Below are 20,178 nucleotides of genomic sequence, written 5' to 3'. Positions count from 1 at the left end.
ATAACAGGATAAAATCCGATGGCCAAAAATTATGCGGCGCTGGCACGCTCGGTGATAGCGGCACTGGGCGGCGTTGATAACATCTCGGCGGTCACGCACTGTATGACGCGGTTGCGCTTTGTTATCAAAGATGATGCACTTATCGACAGCCCGACGTTAAAAACCATCCCCGGCGTGCTCGGCGTGGTACGTAGTGACAACCAGTGTCAGGTGATTATCGGCAATACCGTTTCACAAGCCTTTCAGGAAGTCGTCAGCCTGCTGCCGGGAGATATGCAGCCCGCACAGCCCGTGGGTAAACCCAAACTCACGCTACGTCGCATTGGTGCGGGGATCCTCGATGCGCTGATCGGCACCATGTCACCGCTGATCCCGGCGATTATCGGCGGATCGATGGTCAAACTGCTGGCAATGATCCTCGAGATGAGCGGCGTGCTGACAAAAGGATCGCCGACCTTAACCATTCTGAATGTGATTGGTGACGGTGCTTTCTTCTTCCTGCCGCTGATGGTCGCGGCATCTGCCGCCATCAAATTTAAAACCAATATGTCGCTGGCGATTGCCATCGCGGGTGTGCTGGTACATCCGAGTTTTATTGAACTGATGGCGAAAGCGGCCCAGGGTGAACATGTCGAATTTGCCCTGATTCCGGTCACCGCGGTGAAATACACCTACACGGTGATCCCGGCGCTGGTGATGACCTGGTGCCTGTCATATATCGAACGCTGGGTGGACAGCATTACACCGGCGGTGACCAAAAACTTCCTCAAACCAATGCTGATTGTGTTGATTGCCGCACCGCTGGCAATCCTGCTGATTGGCCCGATTGGTATCTGGATCGGTAGCGCCATTTCGGCGCTGGTTTACACCATTCATGGTTATCTGGGCTGGCTTTCAGTCGCCATTATGGGCGCGCTGTGGCCTCTGCTGGTAATGACCGGGATGCACCGCGTCTTTACGCCAACCATCATTCAGACCATTGCCGAAACCGGCAAAGAAGGGATGGTCATGCCGTCAGAGATCGGCGCTAACCTGTCGCTGGGCGGTTCATCACTGGCAGTGGCGTGGAAAACGAAAAACCCGGAACTGCGTCAGACGGCGCTGGCTGCGGCGGCATCAGCCATTATGGCGGGGATTTCCGAACCGGCGTTATATGGCGTGGCGATCCGCCTGAAACGTCCGCTTATCGCCAGTCTTATCAGCGGTTTTATTTGCGGCGCGGTTGCCGGTATGGCGGGGCTTGCCAGCCACTCAATGGCAGCGCCGGGGCTATTTACCAGCGTGCAGTTCTTCGATCCGGCGAATCCAATGAGCATCGTCTGGGTGTTCGCGGTCATGGCGCTGGCGGTGGTGCTGTCGTTTATCCTCACACTGTTGCTCGGCTTTGAGGATATTCCTGTTGAGGAAGCGGCTGCCCAGGCGCGAAAGTATCAGAGCGTACAACCGACCGTCGCCAAAGAAGTAAGTCTTAATTGAGGATGAAAATGTCAGTATTTCCAGAAAGTTTTTTATGGGGCGGCGCGCTTGCCGCCAACCAGTCTGAAGGTGCGTTCCGTGAAGGTGACAAAGGTCTGACCACTGTCGATATGATCCCACACGGCGAGCATCGAATGGCGGTGAAACTGGGGCTGGAAAAACGTTTTCAGTTGCGAGATGACGAGTTTTATCCCAGCCATGAGGCGACGGATTTTTATCATCGTTATAAAGAAGATATCGCCCTGATGGCAGAGATGGGATTCAAGGTTTTCCGTACCTCAATTGCCTGGAGCCGTCTCTTTCCGCAGGGCGATGAAATCACGCCCAATCAGCAGGGCATTGCTTTTTATCGTTCTGTCTTTGAAGAGTGTAAAAAGTACGGTATCGAACCGCTGGTCACGTTGTGCCACTTCGATGTGCCGATGCATCTGGTCACCGAATATGGCTCCTGGCGTAACCGCAAGCTGGTGGAGTTTTTCAGCCGCTACGCCAGAACCTGCTTTGAAGCATTTGATGGTCTGGTGAAATACTGGCTAACCTTCAATGAAATCAACATTATGTTGCATAGCCCGTTCTCCGGCGCGGGTCTGGTGTTTGAAGAAGGTGAAAATCAGGATCAGGTGAAATATCAGGCCGCGCATCACCAGCTGGTTGCCAGTGCGCTAGCCACCAAAATCGCCCATGAGGTTAACCCGCAAAATCAGGTGGGCTGTATGCTGGCGGGCGGTAACTTCTACCCTTACAGTTGCAAGCCGGAAGATGTCTGGGCGGCGCTGGAGAAAGACCGGGAAAACCTGTTTTTTATCGATGTGCAGGCGCGGGGCACGTATCCGGCTTACTCTGCCCGCGTATTCCGCGAAAAAGGGGTAACCATCAACAAAGCACCGGGCGATGATGAAATCCTGAAAAACACCGTCGATTTTGTCTCTTTCAGCTATTACGCCTCGCGCTGCGCCTCGGCGGAGATGAACGCCAACAACAGCAGTGCGGCGAACGTGGTGAAATCGCTGCGTAATCCGTATCTACAGGTGAGCGACTGGGGCTGGGGAATTGATCCACTCGGTCTGCGTATCACCATGAATATGATGTACGATCGTTATCAGAAGCCGCTGTTTCTGGTGGAAAACGGCCTGGGCGCAAAAGATGAATTTGCTGCCAATGGCGAGATTAACGACGACTATCGCATCAGCTACTTACGCGAACATATCCGCGCAATGGGCGAAGCGATTGCAGACGGCATTCCGCTGATGGGCTACACCACATGGGGCTGTATTGATTTAGTTTCCGCCTCTACGGGTGAAATGAGCAAACGCTACGGCTTTGTCTTTGTTGACCGTGACGACGCAGGCAACGGTACGCTGACGCGCACGCGTAAGAAATCATTCTGGTGGTATAAAAAAGTGATTGCCAGTAATGGGGAAGATTTAGAGTAGGTAACAGTGCCGGATGCGGCGTGAACGCCTTATCCGGCCTACATGTCGCACGAACCATGAAGGCCCGATAAGCGCAGCGCATCGGGCAATTTAGCATTTGGCATCAGAGCTGGTTCACCCCATCAAGAACATCCCTGTCCTGATTCCTTAATGAAAAACTACTCTTCTTCCACCGCTAACTGCGCGAAGCCGCCATTTCCTTCCCAGCCTTCCAGTCGTTGATAAACGGTTTCTACCGCATCTTTAATCGGCTGGGTCATCGGGTAGTAAAAGCCGACGATATCCGGCTGAATGCCGAGGAAAATCACTTCGCCAATATCTTCTTTCAACTGGTCGATAAGGTAATTCAACGGCATGTTATGGGTAGTCATCATAAACATCTCGGCGATATCATCCGGGTCGATGATGCGGATCTCGCCGGGGTTTAGCCCCATATCCGTGGCGTCGACAATCAGCAGTCGTGTCGGGCGCAGTTCACGGATAGCGACGATGTCGTTTTCCGGTGCGCTACCGCCGTCAATCACCACCCAGTTACCTTTCGGCGCGGCGGCGCACTTTTCCGCCAGCAGCGGACCTGCGCCATCATCGCCCATCATGCTATTGCCAACACAGAGTAAAACGTCAGTCACGCAGTCTCCTCACCATCAAATAGATGGCGTTTTCCTGATGAATATCATGCAGCATACTTAACAGCATTGTACTCCATTCCTGCTGCTGCGAAGTTTGCGCTGCCCGGGCTTTATTGAATGCGTTGGCCAGCATCGGCACATGGTTAATGTCGATGACGATCTCACCATATTTCGGCACGCCTTCCATTTTGCGGCGGGCTTCACTGCCTGCCTCCAGAGTGGCAATCCATGCCAGATATTCATCCCACGGGCAGGTGAGCGCCGCTTCCAGGCAATCGATAACCCCAAGGTGGTGACCAATCGCCAGGCTGTAATAGACCACCTGCTGCGCCTCGGCGGGCGTGGCATCGTTCTCATCAATAAATTTACGGCTCAGTTGACTGAACACCACCTTTTCACTCATCGGATACGCGCCTCTTCAACAACATGATTCAGATGGCTGACAATCTCGTTCAGACGCGGATCGTTTTCCGCTTCCAGCCAGCGTGCAACCTGTTCTTCGCCCTGCCCTAACTGTGTAAGGTAATCATCGGCAATCTGACGACCGTAACGATAACCCGCCAGGCGACGTGCTTCGCGATCCACTTTCACGCGCAGCGGCTGCACCATATCACCATGCAGGATCTCCGCCGGTTGTTCATCCAGTTCACCCGGCCCACGGGCGTGAATTTTCTGCTCCAGCAGGCCGAGCGCCATTGCAAAGCCGTACAGCGTGGCGGCAGGCGTTGGCGGGCAGCCAGGGATATAAACATCCACAGGGACAATTTTATCCGTACCGCCCCACACGCAGTAGAGATCGTGGAAGATCCCGCCACTGTTACCGCAGGCACCGTAGGAGATACAAATTTTCGGGTCCGGCGCGGACTGCCACGCACGCAGCGCAGGGGATCGCATTGCACGGGTGACCGCGCCGGTAAACAGTAAAATATCCGCATGACGCGGTGAAGGAACGACTTTAATGCCGAAGCGTTCTGCATCAAACAGCGGCGAAAGCGTGGCGAAAATTTCGATTTCGCAACCGTTGCAGCCGCCGCAGTCCACGCGGTAAACATAGGCAGAACGTTTGATTTTTTTCAGTAACGACGCCTTCATGCTGGCGATGGATTCATCCACCGTCATGGGGACCGGAATGCCGTTGGCGTCACGGGGGCCTAATAAATTGCTCATCAGATGGCCTCTTTCATATGGCGAGTCAGTTCAATACGGTCGGACGGCACCAGGCATTTCTGGCGCTTACATTCCGGGCAAGTCTCAAAGCTTTCGCGGTGGTTTTCCGCGCGGCTGTCGCCGTTGTGCTTAAGCAGCGCAATGGCGTAGTCGATCTCTTTCTGGACGGCGAAAGGACGATTGCAGACGCGGCAGTTGCACAGCGCGAAGCGGGACTGTTGCAGGAAGTCTTCTTTCTTCCACACCGCCAGTTCGTACTCTTGCGACAGTTTGATCGCCGCCGTCGGGCAGACTTCTTCGCAGCGTCCACAGAAGATGCAGCGCCCAAGATTAAACTCCCAGGCAAGCTCTCCTGTGGCGAGGTCAGTTTCAACCGTTAAGGCGTTTGACGGGCAGGCATTGACGCAGGCCGCGCAGCCGATGCACTGCTGCGGGTTCTGCTCTGGCTTACCACGGAAGTTTTTATCAACCGCAATCGGCTCCAGCGGATAAGACGAGGTCGCCGTGCCGGTTTTGATGACTTTTTTGATAAAGGTAAACATGGCGATTCCTTATTTCAGCGGCGAGTTTTTACGCTCAATGCTGTAACGCTCGAGTTCTTTGTACGGCACCACTTTGCTCTTCTTCTTACGCACATCGACCACGGTCATGCGGTCGGTACAGGAGTAGCAAGGGTCGAGGCTACCGATAATCAGCGGCGCATCGGAAACGGTGTTGCCGCGCAGCATGTAGCGCAGGGTCGGCCAGTTCGCGTAGGTCGCGGCACGGCAGCGCCAGCGGTACAGCTTCTGGTTGTCGCCGGTCATGCTCCAGTGGATATCATCGCCGCGCGGCGCTTCGGCAAAGCCCAGCGCAAAGCGGTGCGGAATGTAGGTAAAGCCTTCCACCATCAGTGGGCCACCCGGCAGGTTATCCAGACCGTAGTCGATCATGTTCAGCGCGGTATAGACTTCGTTGATACGCACTTTCAGACGGGAAATAACGTCGCAGCCCTGCTCGCTGTGGACTTCCATTGGCAGCAGGCCATAGCCGACAAACGGGTGATCGGCGCGGGTATCACGGGCGTGACCGCTGGCACGGACCATCGGGCCGACGTTACTGAAGTCGCGAGCGATTTCCGGGTCCAGACGACCAATGCCGACAGTGCGCTGTTCCATGTTCGGAGTGCTCAGCAGCACATCCACCAGCTCCTGCACTTCACGACGCATCTGTTGTGCCAGCTGGCGGGTCTGGATCATGTCGTCTTTCAGCAGATCGCGACGAATCCCGCCGATCAAGTTCAGGCCGTAGGTTTTACGCGCACCGGTAAGGATCTCTGCCATTTTCATGGAGGTTTCACGCACGCGGAAGAACTGCATAAAGCCGGAGTCGAAGCCGGTAAAGTGACAGGCCAGGCCAAGGTTGAGCAGATGCGAGTGCAAGCGTTCTACCTCCAGCAGAATGGCGCGGATCATCTGCGCACGTTCTGGCACCTGAATACCCATCGCGTTTTCCACCGACGTGGTGTAGGCGGTGCTGTGGGCAAAGCCGCAGATCCCGCACACACGGTCAGAGAGGAAGGTCACTTCGTTATAACCCATACGGGTTTCCGCCAGTTTTTCCATGCCGCGATGGACGTAGAACAGACGGTAGTCGGCGTCGATAATGTTTTCGCCATCGACGAACAGACGGAAGTGGCCCGGTTCATCAGAAGTGACGTGCAGCGGACCAATCGGCACGACGTTGTTTTTCTTGTCGCCCAGTTCGTTGATGAACTCGTAGGTTTCAGCATCGGTGGTCGGTGCCGGACGCTGACGATAATCCATGCTGTCTTTACGCAGCGGATAAAGTTCATCCGGCCAGTCATCCGGCAGCACCAGACGACGTTCATCCGGCAGACCAACCGGAATCAAACCGTACATATCGCGCACTTCGCGCTCGCCCCACACCGCCGCCGGAACGCGCGGTGTCACGGACGGATATTCCGGTTTGTTGGCGTCAACTTCGACGCGAACCGTAATCCAACACTTAGTGCCCTTCTCCATCGACAGCACGTAGTAAACGGCGTAATGACCATTCAGTTTGCGTTCGTCGTTACCAAACAGCACCGACAGCCAGCCACCCTGTTTGTAGTAAAGAAACTCCACCACTTCCGGCAGGTAGTTCACCTTTACGGTGACAGTCAGCTGATCTTTGGTCTGCCAGGCGTGGTCCAGCACGACGCCCGGAAATGCCTCATTCAGCGCGGCGAGATAATGTTGACCTAATTTTTCTTCAGACATGCTCAAACTCTCTTTAATCACGCCGCCAGCAAGGAGACGAACGCTAAAAATGCAAAGCCAAACCCAGCCCAGGTAATGCGCGGAGTAATATCAAGACGCAGACGGGCCATGCTGTTTTCGAACAGCGCGATAACCAGGACGCCGACCACCAGTTTTACGATGGCAATCACCAGCGCCAGCAGCAGTCCACCGGCGGTGAAGGTTTCCATTTGTCCCCACGGAATAAACACCCCGACGAACATCTGCAACACCACCAGCTGTTTCAGGCTGATACCCCATTTCATGACGCCAAAGCCGCTGCCGCTGTATTCAGAGAGCGGGCCTTCCTGCAGCTCCTGCTCGGCTTCCGCCAGGTCGAACGGCAGTTTGCCCATTTCGATAAAGGTGGCGAACGCACAGGCACAAAGCGCCAGTACCAGCGGGATGCTCTGGCTCAGCGGCCAGTGATAAACGGTGTCGGTGATGTTGCTGATGTTGGTGGAACCGGCAACCTGTGCGGCAACCCACAGACCAAGCAGCAGCATCGGTTCGACCAGCACGCCAAGCATCGCTTCACGGCTCGCGCCGATAGCGGTAAACGGGCTACCGGTATCCAGACCAGAAATGGCAAAGAAGAAACGCGCGATGGCAAAGAGATACAGTAAGGTGATTAAATCACCCAGTTGCGGCAGCGGAGAACCGACGGTCACCACCGGCAGCGCAGTAGCGATAGTCAGCATGACGCCCACCATCACATACGGCGTCAGGCGGAACACCCAGCCGGAGGCATCCGGGCCAACGCTCTGGCGGCCCAGCAGTTTGAAAATGTCACGATACTCCTGCAACACACCCGGCCCACGACGGTTATGCAGACGGGCGCGCGCCACGCGGGTAATACCGGAGAGCAGCGGCGCAACGGCAAATAACACCAGCGCCTGAATTAACGGATATAAAACACTCATTCTCAGGCTCCTCGTGAAACAATAATCACCACCAGTACCGCCAGTTCAACCAGCGCCATCCGGCGGAACAGCAACGCACTCCCCTCGCACTGCCAGCCCGGCACCAGAGACACCGGATTCAGCCATTTGCGTAGTTTCAGCACCGGCGCAAACGCCTGTTTCACCGGCATGGCAAAACCGTGAGCGGTAATCACCATTGATTTTTCGTGGTCGTAACCGCACACCCAGGCCGCACCGCGGGAACGCGATGGCAAACGATCGCCTTTGCAAATCGCCATAATGATGAATGGCAGCAGCGGGCAGGCAATCAGCAGCAACGTGATCATCGGTTGAGAAACGGTGGTGTTAGCAGGCTCCAGCGGCAGAGGTACAGCAGCAGAGAGCATCGGCAGTAGCCACGGCGCAGCAACACCGCCAATTACGCAGCAAATCGCCAGTGCCACTACGCTTACGCTCATCAGGAGCGGCGCACAGGTGGCGTTTTCGGCTTCTTTGGTACGCGGCGCGCCGAGGAACGTGACGCCATAGACTTTCGCCATACACATCACCGCCAGCGCACCGGTAATTGCCAGCCCCACAGCGAGCAGCGGCCCCAGCAGACGGGCAACAAACGCGCCACTATTGCTCAGTTTGAAAAATGATTGATAGATAACCCATTCCCCGGCAAAACCATTCAGCGGCGGCAGCGCAGCCATTGCCATCAGCCCGACTAACATGGCGATGGAGATAACCGGCATTTTCTTGCCAATACCACCGAGTTTTTCGATATCGCGATGACCGGTACGGAACCAGACGCTCCCCGCCCCGAGGAACAGTACGCTTTTGAACAGGCTATGGTTAAGCAGATGGTACAGACCACCGACCAGGCCAAGAGCAATCAGCGCCGGTTGTTCGAGCGCGATACCCGTTACGCCAGCGCCCAGCCCCAGCAGGATGATGCCGATATTTTCCAGGGTGTGGTAAGCCAGCAGGCGCTGGATGTTGTGCTCCATCAGCGCATACAGACCACCGACAAACGCGGTGATCATGCCGAGCACCAGCAGCGCGATCCCCCACCACAGCGGTGCATTACCGCCCAGCAGTGACAGGGTTAAAATGCCCAGCAGGCCAATTTTCATGACTACCGTAGAAAACAACGCGGCAGCTGGCGCAGAGGCGTTCGCATGTGCCTGCGGCACCCAGCCGTGCAGCGGAATAATCCCGGCCAGCAGGCCAAAGCCAATCACTCCGAGCAGCCAGATATCGGAACCGAGCGGCAGCTGTTGCATACGCATATCCAGCAGGCGCAGATCCAGCGTGCCGTAACGCTGCCACAGCAGCCAGCAAGCAATCGCCAGCAGCAGAGTGCCAAGACGCCCCAGCGCAAACCACAGTTTGCCCTCTTTGCTGTTGCTGGTGAGGAACACCGCGCACAGGGCCATGATTTCGGCCATTACCACGAACATGCCGAGGTTGCTGGCAATGACGGCGCAGACGGCGGCAGCCATCAACATATTGATCTGCAAGCCGTTGCACTTCACCTGCGCGTGGCGATGCCAGTCAATGTTGTAGAGGCTGACAAACAGACCGCACAGACCGAGCGTAATCAGCCAAATCGCGTTAAGCGGAGAGATTTGCACATCGTAGCTTACCAGCGACAGCGCACCGCTCACGCCAACCGCGCCAGTCAGTACAGTGAAGCCCGCGGCTGCCGTATACAGACTACCAACCGCGCCGCCAATTCCAGCTATCCAGCCACTTAACGCTTTTTGAAAAGAAAAGAGAAATGCCAGAACAGCGGCGGCGACAAACCACGCCACGCCGCTATTGATCAGGGAAATTGCGCTCATTTAGCCTCTCCACTTTGAGCCTGCTGAAACAAGGTGAGATCGCCAAAGTCCGTGTTAAAGGTCAGCTCACGCTTACGTTTGCTGACGCGGGCGATATCGGTGTTATCCACCAGATGCAGGGCTTTAGTCGGGCACATCCGCACGCAGGCCGGACCTTGTTCATCAAAGCTACAAAGGTCACATTTGACGGCGATCGCGCGAATACCTGGCACCCAGTCAAGCAATGTGCTGACACGCGCCGGAGCAGGCGGTGCCGGTGGCGCTTTCGGGGTATTGGCGTTTGCCGGAATATCCAGCGGACGGCTGCCGGAAAATTCAATTGCGCCAAACGGGCAGGCGATGCCGCACAGTTTGCAGCTTACGCACAGGCTTTCATTCAACTGCACGGCCCCATCAACGCGGGTGATGGCGTTAACCGGGCAGACCACCGCGCAGGGTGCATCTTCACAGTGGTGACAGAGCTGCGGCGCAGATTCTTTTTCATTCAGCATCACTCTCAGGCGCGGCATTGATTGCAGGCCGTGCTGGCGATGCGTCTCTGAACAGGCGGCCTCACAAGTGTGGCAGCCGATACAGAGCGTGGAGTCAGCAATTACAAAACGATTCACCAGGCATTCCTCAGGTGATTGTCATTTTTGACGAAAACATGCCGATGAAATGTCATTTTCGACACTCATCGACACGCCCATCCCCAAACAGGCGTAACGCCTGCAAAACGGGCAAAGCCTCAGCTCATGCTGCCGGGCTTTGTCCCTTTACCAGTTGGCTTAAATTCACCGGCACATTGTTTTCAATGGCGGTGTATAAGCTGTCGTAAACGCCAGCGATTTTTTCGAGATAGTGTTCCAGAACCTGTTCGCGATCGCGGATGTTGACCTTGCCATCAATCATGCCGTCAATGCTCAGTTGCGCCTGCGCAATCCGCTGTTTGTCTTCGCCATCTTTTGTTTCGACGTAATACTCGATGGTGTGGCTGTTAAAGCCATCCGCCAGGGTGACGTAAATACGAAAATGTTCAAAAAGGACGAAACAGAGTTCTTTGTCTGGCGCACAGCTCATGGCGTGATGCAGGCGCGCTTTCGATAACGTGATCCCCTGAACCAGCGAATTGCAGTAGATGTGCCACTGGTCCTGTAGGCGACGATGCCGCTGTGCGATGTAATCGGCTTTCTCGCTTATTTCCCAAATAGTCATTGTCAGGTTACCCGTTTAACAGAGATGCCAGCTTTAAGCATTTTTTGTGCCAACTTTTAATTTATTGTTATTAAAGAGATTTTTAAGCTAAAGATGAATTTCGTCGCCGTGTCGACGTGTCATTTCGACATCATCGACATTATTCACCGCAGGGATAATCAACACTGGCACAATTATTGCTTGTAGCTGGCAATAGTTAATGGGAGGCGATATGCACGAAATAACCCTCTGCCAACGGGCACTGGAATTGATCGAACAGCAGGCCGCAAAACACGGCGCAAAACGCGTAACTGGGGTCTGGCTCAAAATTGGCGCATTTTCTTGTGTCGAAACCAGCTCTCTTGCCTTTTGTTTTGATCTGGTTTGCCGCGGCAGCGTGGCGGAAGGTTGTAAACTGCACCTCGAAGAACAAGAGGCCGAATGCTGGTGTGAAACATGCCAACAGTATGTGACGCTACTGACCCAGCGCGTCCGCCGCTGTCCACAGTGTCATGGTGACATGCTGCAGATTGTGGCAGACGACGGTTTACAGATTCGGCGGATAGAAATAGACCAGGAGTGAGCGATGTGTACAACATGCGGTTGCGGTGAAGGCAACCTGTATATCGAGGGTGATGAACATAACCCTCATTCCGCGTTTCGTAGCGCGCCATTTGCCCCGGCGGCACGCCCGAAGATGAAAATCACCGGCATTAAAGCGCCTGAATTTACCCCCAGCCAGACTGAAGAAGGCGACCTGCATTACGGTCATGGCGAAGCGGGCACTCACGCACCGGGCATGAGCCAGCGTCGGATGCTGGAAGTCGAAATTGACGTGCTGGACAAAAATAACCGTCTGGCTGAACGCAACCGCGCGCGCTTTGCTGCCCGCAAGCAACTGGTGCTCAACCTGGTTTCCAGCCCTGGTTCCGGTAAAACCACCCTGCTGACGGAAACCCTAATGCGCCTGAAAGACAGCGTTCCGTGCGCAGTTATTGAAGGCGACCAGCAAACCGTGAACGATGCCGCACGCATTCGCGCTACCGGCACACCAGCGATTCAGGTGAACACCGGTAAAGGCTGCCATCTTGACGCACAGATGATTGCCGACGCCGCACCGCGTCTGCCACTGGACGATAACGGTATTCTGTTTATCGAAAACGTTGGCAACCTCGTATGCCCGGCCAGCTTCGATCTCGGTGAAAAACACAAAGTGGCGGTGCTTTCCGTTACCGAAGGTGAAGACAAACCGCTGAAATATCCGCATATGTTTGCCGCCGCCTCGCTGATGCTGCTCAACAAAGTTGACCTGTTGCCGTATCTCAACTTTGACGTTGAAAAGTGCATCGCCTGCGCCCGCGAAGTCAATCCAGAAATTGAAATCATCCTTATTTCCGCCACCAGCGGCGAAGGGATGGACCAGTGGCTGAACTGGCTGGAGACACAGCGATGTGCATAGGCGTTCCCGGCCAGATCCGCACCATTGACGGCAACCAGGCGAAAGTCGACGTCTGCGGCATTCAGCGCGATGTCGATTTAACGTTAGTCGGCAGCTGCGATGAAAACGGTCAGCCGCGCGTGGGCCAGTGGGTACTGGTACACGTTGGCTTTGCCATGAGCGTAATTAATGAAGCCGAAGCACGCGACACTCTCGACGCCTTACAAAACATGTTTGACGTTGAGCCGGATGTCGGCGCGCTGTTGTATGGCGAGGAAAAATAATGCGTTTTGTTGATGAATATCGCGCGCCGGAACAGGTGATGCAGTTAATTGAGCATCTGCGCGAACGTGCTTCACATCTCTCTTACACCGCCGAACGCCCTCTGCGGATTATGGAAGTGTGTGGCGGTCATACCCACGCTATCTTTAAATTCGGCCTCGACCAGTTACTGCCGGAAAACGTTGAGTTTATCCACGGTCCGGGGTGCCCGGTGTGCGTACTGCCGATGGGTAGAATCGACACCTGCGTGGAGATTGCCAGCCATCCGGAAGTCATCTTCTGTACCTTTGGCGACGCCATGCGCGTGCCGGGGAAACAGGGATCGCTGTTGCAGGCAAAAGCACGCGGTGCCGATGTGCGCATCGTTTACTCGCCGATGGATGCGTTGAAACTGGCGCAGGAGAATCCAACCCGCAAAGTGGTGTTCTTCGGCTTAGGTTTTGAAACCACTATGCCGACCACCGCTATCACTCTGCAACAGGCGAAAGCGCGTGATGTGCAGAATTTTTACTTCTTCTGCCAGCACATTACGCTTATCCCGACGTTGCGCAGTTTGCTGGAACAGCTGGATAACGGTATCGATGCGTTCCTCGCGCCGGGTCACGTCAGTATGGTTATCGGCACCGACGCCTATAATTTTATCGCCAGCGATTTTCATCGTCCGCTGGTGGTTGCTGGATTCGAACCCCTTGATCTACTACAAGGCGTGGTCATGCTGGTGCAGCAGAAAATAGCGGCCCACAGCAAGGTAGAGAATCAGTATCGTCGAGTGGTACCGGATGCCGGTAACCTGCTGGCGCAACAGGCGATTGCCGATGTGTTCTGTGTCAACGGCGACAGCGAATGGCGCGGCTTAGGCGTGATTGAATCTTCTGGCGTGCACCTGACGCCGGATTATCAACGATTCGATGCCGAAGCACATTTCCGCCCGGCACCGCAGCAGGTCTGCGATGACCCGCGCGCGCGTTGTGGTGAGGTATTAACGGGCAAATGTAAGCCGCATCAATGCCCGCTGTTTGGTAACACCTGTAATCCTCAAACCGCGTTTGGTGCGCTGATGGTTTCCTCCGAAGGAGCGTGCGCCGCGTGGTATCAGTATCGTCAGCAGGAGAGTGAAGCGTGAATAATATCCAACTCGCCCACGGTAGCGGCGGCCAGGCGATGCAGCAATTAATCAACAGCCTGTTTATGGAAGCCTTTGCCAACCCGTGGCTGGCAGAGCAGGAAGATCAGGCACGTCTTGATCTGGCGCAGCTGGTAGCGGAAGGCGACCGTCTGGCGTTCTCCACCGACAGTTACGTTATTGACCCGCTGTTCTTCCCTGGCGGTAATATCGGCAAGCTGGCGATTTGCGGCACAGCCAATGACGTTGCGGTCAGTGGCGCTATTCCGCGCTATCTCTCCTGTGGCTTTATCCTCGAAGAAGGATTGCCGATGGAGACACTGAAAGCCGTAGTGACCAGCATGGCAGAAACCGCCCGCGCGGCAGGCATTGCCATCGTTACTGGCGATACTAAAGTGGTGCAGCGCGGCGCGGTAGATAAACTGTTTATCAACACCGCTGGCATGGGCGCAATTCCGGCGAATATTCACTGGGGCGCACAGACGCTAACCGCAGGCGATGTATTGCTGGTGAGCGGTACACTCGGCGACCACGGGGCGACTATCCTTAACCTGCGTGAGCAGCTGGGGCTGGATGGCGAACTGGTCAGCGACTGCGCGGTGCTGACGCCGCTTATTCAGACGCTGCGTGACATTCCCGGCGTGAAAGCGCTGCGTGATGCCACCCGTGGTGGTGTAAACGCGGTGGTTCATGAGTTCGCGGCAGCCTGCGGTTGTGGTATTGAACTTTCAGAAGCGGCACTGCCTGTTAAACCTGCCGTGCGTGGCGTTTGCGAATTGCTGGGACTGGACGCCCTGAACTTTGCCAACGAAGGCAAACTAGTAATAGCTGTTGAACGCAACGCGGCAGAGCAAGTGCTGGCAGCGTTACATTCCCATCCACTGGGGAAAGACGCGGCGCTGATTGGTGAAGTGGTGGAACGTAAAGGTGTTCGTCTTGCCGGTCTGTATGGCGTGAAACGAACCCTCGATTTACCACACGCCGAACCGCTTCCGCGTATATGCTAATAAAATTCTAAATCTCCTATAGTTAGTCAATGACCTTTTGCACCGCTTTGCGGTGCTTTCCTGGAAGAACAAAATGTCATATACACCGATGAGTGATCTCGGACAACAAGGGTTGTTCGACATCACTCGGACACTATTGCAGCAGCCCGATCTGGCCTCGCTGTGTGAGGCTCTTTCGCAACTGGTAAAGCGTTCTGCGCTCGCCGACAACGCGGCTATTGTGTTGTGGCAAGCGCAGACTCAACGTGCGTCTTATTACGCGTCGCGTGAAAAAGACACCCCCATTAAATATGAAGACGAAACTGTTCTGGCACACGGTCCGGTACGCAGCATTTTGTCGCGCCCTGATACGCTGCATTGCAGTTACGAAGAATTTTGTGAAACCTGGCCGCAGCTGGACGCAGGTGGGCTATACCCAAAATTTGGTCACTATTGCCTGATGCCACTGGCGGCGGAAGGGCATATTTTTGGTGGCTGTGAATTTATTCGTTATGACGATCGCCCCTGGAGCGAAAAAGAGTTCAATCGTCTGCAAACATTTACGCAGATCGTTTCTGTCGTCACCGAACAAATCCAGAGCCGCGTCGTTAACAATGTCGACTATGAGTTGTTATGCCGGGAACGCGATAACTTCCGCATCCTGGTCGCCATCACCAACGCGGTGCTTTCCCGCCTGGATATGGACGAACTGGTCAGCGAAGTCGCCAAAGAAATCCATTACTATTTCGACATTGACGATATCAGTATCGTCTTACGCAGCCACCGTAAAAACAAACTCAACATCTACTCCACTCACTATCTTGATAAACAGCATCCCGCCCACGAACAGAGCGAAGTCGATGAAGCCGGAACCCTCACCGAACGCGTGTTCAAAAGTAAAGAGATGCTGCTGATCAATCTCCACGAGCGGGACGATTTAGCCCCCTATGAACGCATGTTGTTCGACACCTGGGGCAACCAGATTCAAACCTTGTGCCTGTTACCGCTGATGTCTGGCGACACCATGCTGGGCGTGCTGAAACTGGCGCAATGCGAAGAGAAAGTGTTTACCACTACCAATCTGAATTTACTGCGCCAGATTGCCGAACGTGTGGCAATCGCTGTCGATAACGCCCTCGCCTATCAGGAAATCCATCGTCTGAAAGAACGGCTGGTTGATGAAAACCTCGCCCTGACCGAGCAGCTCAACAATGTTGATAGTGAATTTGGCGAGATTATTGGCCGCAGCGAAGCCATGTACAGCGTGCTTAAACAAGTTGAAATGGTGGCGCAAAGTGACAGTACCGTGCTGATCCTCGGTGAAACTGGCACGGGTAAAGAGCTGATTGCCCGTGCGATCCATAATCTCAGTGGGCGTAATAATCGCCGCATGGTCAAAATGAACTGCGCGGCGATGCCTGCCGGATTGCTGGAAAGCGATCTGTTTGGTCATGAGCGTGGGGCTTTTACCGGTGCCAGCGCCCAGCGTATCGGTCGTTTTGAACTGGCGGATAAAAGCTCCCTGTTCCTCGACGAAGTGGGCGATATGCCACTGGAGTTACAGCCGAAGTTGCTGCGTGTATTGCAGGAACAGGAGTTTGAACGTCTCGGCAGCAACAAAATCATTCAGACGGACGTGCGTCTAATCGCCGCGACTAACCGCGATCTGAAAAAAATGGTCGCCGACCGTGAGTTCCGTAGCGATCTCTATTACCGCCTGAACGTATTCCCGATTCACCTGCCGCCACTACGCGAGCGTCCGGAAGATATTCCGCTGCTGGCGAAAGCCTTTACCTTCAAAATTGCCCGTCGTCTGGGGCGCAATATCGACAGCATTCCTGCCGAGACGCTGCGCACCTTGAGCAACATGGAGTGGCCGGGTAACGTACGCGAACTGGAAAACGTCATTGAGCGCGCGGTATTGCTAACACGCGGTAACGTGCTGCAGCTGTCATTGCCAGATATTGTTTTACCGGAACCTGAAACGCCGCCTGCCGCAACGGTTGTCGCCCAGGAGGGCGAAGATGAATATCAGTTGATTGTGCGCGTGCTGAAAGAAACCAACGGCGTGGTTGCCGGGCCTAAAGGCGCTGCGCAACGTCTGGGGCTGAAACGCACGACCCTGCTGTCACGGATGAAGCGGCTGGGAATTGATAAATCGGCATTGATTTAACTGCAAATTGCCGGACAGATCTGCCTGTCCGGCATACTATTCATGAGGTTTTTTCGGACGATATTTTTCCGGCAGTTCTGGCACCGGACGCTTGTCATCGATGAGATGACGCACGGTTAAGATCGGATGACGCCACAGCATTCTCGGCCCGGCCCAACGCATAATCTGTTTCATCTCTTCACGCTTTGCAGGCTGGTAACAGTGCACCGGACACTGCTTACAGGCTGGTTTCTCTTCGCCGAACACACATTTATCCAGCCGCTTTTGCGCGTAAACAAACAACGCCTCGTAATGCTCCGGCTCCGCTGACGCCTGCGGGCATTTCGCTTGATAAAGATCGATCATTTTTTTAATCGTCAGTTTTTCACGAGAGATACGCTTGCCGGACATGCTGCCTCCACCTCATTAAGATGTATTTATATTACATCTTAATCTTAAAGGGCACTATGACTCTAAAGAAGAAGGGTTCGCCAACCGACGCAATTTTGCGTACTTGCTTCATAAGCATCACGCAAAAGCTGCAAAACAGCATCTTTCCCGGAACCAGCATCAAGAACTCGCCGTTCGCTTCTTCCCCTGAAATGATTAACTCCGGTATCATGTGCGCCTTATGTGATTACAACGAAAATAAAAACCATCACACCCCATTTAATATCAGGGAACCGGACATAACCCCATGAGTGCAATAGAAAATTTCGACGCCCATACGCCCATGATGCAGCAGTATCTCAGGCTGAAAGCCCAGCATCCCGAGATCCTGCTGTTTTACCGGATGGGTGATTTTTATGAACTGTTTTATGACGACGCAAAACGTGCGTCGCAACTGCTGGATATCTCACTGACCAAACGCGGCGCTTCAGCGGGAGAGCCGATCCCGATGGCGGGGATCCCCTACCATGCGGTGGAAAACTACCTCGCCAAACTGGTGAATCAGGGCGAGTCCGTTGCCATCTGCGAACAAATTGGCGATCCGGCGACCAGCAAAGGTCCGGTTGAGCGCAAAGTTGTGCGTATCGTTACGCCAGGCACCATCAGCGATGAAGCCCTGTTGCAGGAGCGTCAGGACAACCTGCTGGCGGCTATCTGGCAGGACAGCAAAGGTTTCGGCTACGCGACGCTGGATATCAGTTCCGGGCGTTTTCGCCTGAGCGAACCGGCTGACCGCGAAACGATGGCGGCAGAACTGCAACGCACTAATCCTGCGGAACTGCTGTATGCAGAAGATTTTGCTGAAATGTCGTTAATTGAAGGCCGTCGCGGCCTGCGCCGTCGCCCGCTGTGGGAGTTTGAAATCGACACCGCGCGCCAGCAGTTGAATCTGCAATTTGGGACCCGCGATCTGGTCGGTTTTGGCGTCGAGAACGCGCCGCGCGGACTTTGTGCTGCCGGTTGTCTGTTGCAGTATGCGAAAGATACCCAACGTACGACTCTGCCGCATATTCGTTCCATCACCATGGAACGTGAGCAGGACAGCATCATTATGGATGCCGCGACGCGTCGTAATCTGGAAATCACCCAGAACCTGGCGGGTGGTGCGGAAAATACGCTGGCTTCTGTGCTCGACTGCACCGTCACGCCGATGGGCAGCCGTATGCTGAAACGCTGGCTGCATATGCCAGTGCGCGATACCCGCGTGTTGCTTGAGCGCCAGCAAACTATTGGCGCATTGCAGGATTTCACCGCCGGGCTACAGCCGGTACTGCGTCAGGTCGGCGACCTGGAACGTATTCTGGCACGTCTGGCTTTACGAACTGCTCGCCCACGCGATCTGGCCCGTATGCGCCACGCTTTCCAGCAACTGCCGGAGCTGCGTGCGCAGTTAGAAACTGTCGATAGTGCACCGGTACAGGCGCTACGTGAGAAGATGGGCGAGTTTGCCGAGCTGCGCGATCTGCTGGAGCGAGCAATCATCGACACACCGCCGGTGCTGGTACGCGACGGTGGTGTTATCGCATCGGGCTATAACGAAGAGCTGGATGAGTGGCGCGCGCTGGCTGACGGCGCGACCGATTATCTGGAGCGTCTGGAAGTCCGCGAGCGTGAACGTACCGGCCTGGACACGCTGAAAGTTGGCTTTAATGCGGTGCACGGCTACTACATTCAAATCAGCCGTGGGCAAAGCCATCTGGCACCCATCAACTACATGCGTCGCCAGACGCTGAAAAACGCCGAGCGCTACATCATTCCAGAGCTAAAAGAGTACGAAGATAAAGTTCTCACCTCAAAAGGCAAAGCACTGGCACTGGAAAAACAGCTTTATGAAGAGCTGTTCGACCTGCTGTTGCCGCATCTGGAAGCGTTGCAACAGAGCGCGAGCGCGCTGGCGGAACTCGACGTGCTGGTTAACCTGGCGGAACGGGCCTATACCCTGAACTACACCTGCCCGACCTTCATTGATAAACCGGGCATTCGCATTACCGAAGGTCGCCATCCGGTAGTTGAACAAGTACTGAATGAGCCATTTATCGCTAACCCGCTGAATCTGTCGCCGCAGCGCCGTATGTTGATCATCACCGGTCCGAACATGGGCGGTAAAAGTACCTATATGCGCCAGACCGCGTTGATTGCGCTGATGGCCTATATCGGCAGCTACGTACCGGCGCAAAAAGTCGAGATTGGCCCGATTGACCGTATCTTTACCCGCGTAGGCGCGGCAGATGACCTGGCTTCCGGGCGCTCAACCTTTATGGTGGAGATGACTGAAACCGCCAATATTTTACATAACGCCACCGAGTACAGTCTGGTGCTGATGGATGAGATTGGGCGCGGAACTTCCACTTACGATGGTCTGTCGCTGGCGTGGGCGTGCGCGGAAAATCTGGCGAATAAGATTAAAGCGTTGACGCTGTTTGCCACCCACTATTTCGAGCTGACACAGTTACCGGAGAAAATGGAAGGCGTCGCCAACGTGCATCTCGATGCACTGGAGCACGGCGACACCATTGCCTTTATGCACAGCGTGCAGGATGGCGCGGCGAGCAAAAGCTACGGCCTGGCGGTTGCAGCTCTGGCAGGCGTGCCAAAAGAGGTGATTAAGCGCGCACGGCAAAAACTGCGTGAGCTGGAAAGCATTTCGCCGAACGCCGCCGCTACGCAAGTGGATGGTACGCAAATGTCTTTGCTGTCAGTACCGGAAGAAACCTCGCCAGCGGTCGAAGCTCTGGAAAACCTGGACCCGGATTCACTGACTCCGCGTCAGGCGCTGGAATGGATTTATCGCTTGAAGAGCCTGGTGTAATAACAATTCCCGATAGTCTTTTGCTATCG

Annotated in this window: 20 protein-coding genes; 9 read left to right on the top strand and 11 right to left on the bottom strand. The window is 54.9% G+C overall.

Annotated elements, in window-relative coordinates; genetic code table 11:
• Positions 1–18: 18 nt before the first annotated feature.
• Together ascF and ascB are read left to right on the top strand one after the other, a co-directional pair.
• A complete protein-coding gene (gene ascF / locus K0778_RS17560) occupies positions 19–1,476 on the top strand; it encodes a PTS cellobiose/arbutin/salicin transporter subunit IIBC (protein WP_001107828.1) in 1,458 nt (485 codons plus the stop codon).
• Positions 1,477–1,484: 8 nt separating this feature from the next.
• A complete protein-coding gene (ascB, locus tag K0778_RS17555; protein ID WP_000110363.1) occupies positions 1,485–2,909 on the top strand; it encodes a 6-phospho-beta-glucosidase AscB in 1,425 nt (474 codons plus the stop codon).
• A 158-nt stretch (positions 2,910–3,067) separates the two neighbouring features.
• On the opposite strand, the gene hycI is transcribed toward ascB, so the two are convergent.
• The 9 genes from hycI to hycA all read right to left on the bottom strand — a co-directional run bounded on the left by hycI (position 3,068) and on the right by hycA (position 10,930).
• Positions 3,068–3,538: a hydrogenase maturation peptidase HycI gene (hycI, locus tag K0778_RS17550; RefSeq protein ID WP_000132961.1), complete on the bottom strand. Its 471-nt coding sequence runs from the start codon at positions 3,536–3,538 to the stop codon at positions 3,068–3,070.
• Positions 3,531–3,941, bottom strand: coding sequence for a formate hydrogenlyase assembly protein HycH (hycH, locus tag K0778_RS17545; protein ID WP_063084633.1), 411 nt, complete (start codon positions 3,939–3,941; stop codon positions 3,531–3,533). The genes hycI and hycH overlap by 8 nt, the downstream gene beginning before the upstream one ends.
• A complete protein-coding gene (gene hycG, locus K0778_RS17540; protein ID WP_000067392.1) occupies positions 3,938–4,705 on the bottom strand; it encodes a formate hydrogenlyase subunit HycG in 768 nt (255 codons plus the stop codon). Before hycG ends, hycH begins: the two co-directional genes overlap by 4 nt.
• Positions 4,705–5,247: a formate hydrogenlyase subunit HycF gene (gene hycF, locus K0778_RS17535; RefSeq protein WP_000493785.1), complete on the bottom strand. Its 543-nt coding sequence runs from the start codon at positions 5,245–5,247 to the stop codon at positions 4,705–4,707. Before hycF ends, hycG begins: the two co-directional genes overlap by 1 nt.
• Before the next feature lie 9 nt (positions 5,248–5,256).
• A complete protein-coding gene (hycE, locus tag K0778_RS17530; RefSeq protein WP_001288122.1) occupies positions 5,257–6,966 on the bottom strand; it encodes a formate hydrogenlyase subunit HycE in 1,710 nt (569 codons plus the stop codon).
• A gap of 17 nt (positions 6,967–6,983) precedes the next feature.
• A complete protein-coding gene (gene hycD / locus K0778_RS17525) occupies positions 6,984–7,907 on the bottom strand; it encodes a formate hydrogenlyase subunit HycD (protein WP_000115199.1) in 924 nt (307 codons plus the stop codon).
• Between the two features lie 2 nt (positions 7,908–7,909).
• The gene (hycC, locus tag K0778_RS17520; protein ID WP_001274388.1) at positions 7,910–9,736 is read right to left on the bottom strand and encodes a formate hydrogenlyase subunit 3; all 1,827 of its coding nucleotides are present in this window, start codon (positions 9,734–9,736) and stop codon (positions 7,910–7,912) included.
• Entirely contained in the window at positions 9,733–10,344 is a 612-nt protein-coding gene (gene hycB / locus K0778_RS17515) for a formate hydrogenlyase subunit HycB (RefSeq protein ID WP_001079186.1), read from the bottom strand. Before hycB ends, hycC begins: the two co-directional genes overlap by 4 nt.
• A 124-nt stretch (positions 10,345–10,468) precedes the next feature.
• The gene (gene hycA / locus K0778_RS17510; RefSeq protein WP_000158056.1) at positions 10,469–10,930 is read right to left on the bottom strand and encodes a formate hydrogenlyase regulator HycA; all 462 of its coding nucleotides are present in this window, start codon (positions 10,928–10,930) and stop codon (positions 10,469–10,471) included.
• A 211-nt stretch (positions 10,931–11,141) separates the two neighbouring features.
• Here hycA and hypA point away from each other — a divergent pair, with 211 nt between their 5' ends.
• From hypA to flhA, 6 genes are all read left to right on the top strand, one after another.
• The gene (gene hypA, locus K0778_RS17505) at positions 11,142–11,492 is read left to right on the top strand and encodes a hydrogenase maturation nickel metallochaperone HypA (protein ID WP_001299100.1); all 351 of its coding nucleotides are present in this window, start codon (positions 11,142–11,144) and stop codon (positions 11,490–11,492) included.
• Positions 11,493–11,495: 3 nt separating this feature from the next.
• On the top strand, positions 11,496–12,368 hold the full coding sequence (hypB, locus tag K0778_RS17500) for a hydrogenase nickel incorporation protein HypB (RefSeq protein WP_000337665.1): 873 nt from the start codon (positions 11,496–11,498) through the stop codon (positions 12,366–12,368).
• The gene (gene hypC / locus K0778_RS17495; protein ID WP_000334881.1) at positions 12,359–12,631 is read left to right on the top strand and encodes a hydrogenase 3 maturation protein HypC; all 273 of its coding nucleotides are present in this window, start codon (positions 12,359–12,361) and stop codon (positions 12,629–12,631) included. The genes hypB and hypC overlap by 10 nt, the downstream gene beginning before the upstream one ends.
• Positions 12,631–13,752: a hydrogenase formation protein HypD gene (gene hypD / locus K0778_RS17490; RefSeq protein ID WP_063084636.1), complete on the top strand. Its 1,122-nt coding sequence runs from the start codon at positions 12,631–12,633 to the stop codon at positions 13,750–13,752. The genes hypC and hypD overlap by 1 nt, the downstream gene beginning before the upstream one ends.
• Entirely contained in the window at positions 13,749–14,759 is a 1,011-nt protein-coding gene (hypE, locus tag K0778_RS17485; protein ID WP_001059922.1) for a hydrogenase maturation carbamoyl dehydratase HypE, read from the top strand. The genes hypD and hypE overlap by 4 nt, the downstream gene beginning before the upstream one ends.
• Before the next feature lie 73 nt (positions 14,760–14,832).
• Positions 14,833–16,911 (top strand): formate hydrogenlyase transcriptional activator FlhA, encoded by a 2,079-nt coding sequence (flhA, locus tag K0778_RS17480; protein ID WP_001618802.1) that lies wholly within the window; start codon positions 14,833–14,835, stop codon positions 16,909–16,911.
• 36 nt (positions 16,912–16,947) lie between these two features.
• On the opposite strand, the gene K0778_RS17475 is transcribed toward flhA, so the two are convergent.
• Together K0778_RS17475 and K0778_RS17470 are read right to left on the bottom strand one after the other, a co-directional pair.
• Positions 16,948–17,301 (bottom strand): nitrous oxide-stimulated promoter family protein, encoded by a 354-nt coding sequence (locus K0778_RS17475; RefSeq protein ID WP_000015497.1) that lies wholly within the window; start codon positions 17,299–17,301, stop codon positions 16,948–16,950.
• Positions 17,302–17,332: 31 nt separating this feature from the next.
• Entirely contained in the window at positions 17,333–17,512 is a 180-nt protein-coding gene (locus K0778_RS17470) for a hypothetical protein (RefSeq protein WP_000611928.1), read from the bottom strand.
• A 75-nt stretch (positions 17,513–17,587) separates the two neighbouring features.
• On the opposite strand from K0778_RS17470, the gene mutS reads away from it, so the two are divergent.
• Positions 17,588–20,149: a DNA mismatch repair protein MutS gene (gene mutS / locus K0778_RS17465; protein ID WP_001272928.1), complete on the top strand. Its 2,562-nt coding sequence runs from the start codon at positions 17,588–17,590 to the stop codon at positions 20,147–20,149.
• The last annotated feature ends 29 nt before the right edge of the window (positions 20,150–20,178 follow it).

Origin of the sequence: Escherichia sp. XD33 (assembly GCF_019375075.1) — a bacterium.
GTDB classification, from domain to species: Bacteria; Pseudomonadota; Gammaproteobacteria; order Enterobacterales; family Enterobacteriaceae; genus Enterobacter; species Enterobacter flexneri_A.
This window is presented reverse-complemented; position numbering and strand designations above follow the sequence as displayed.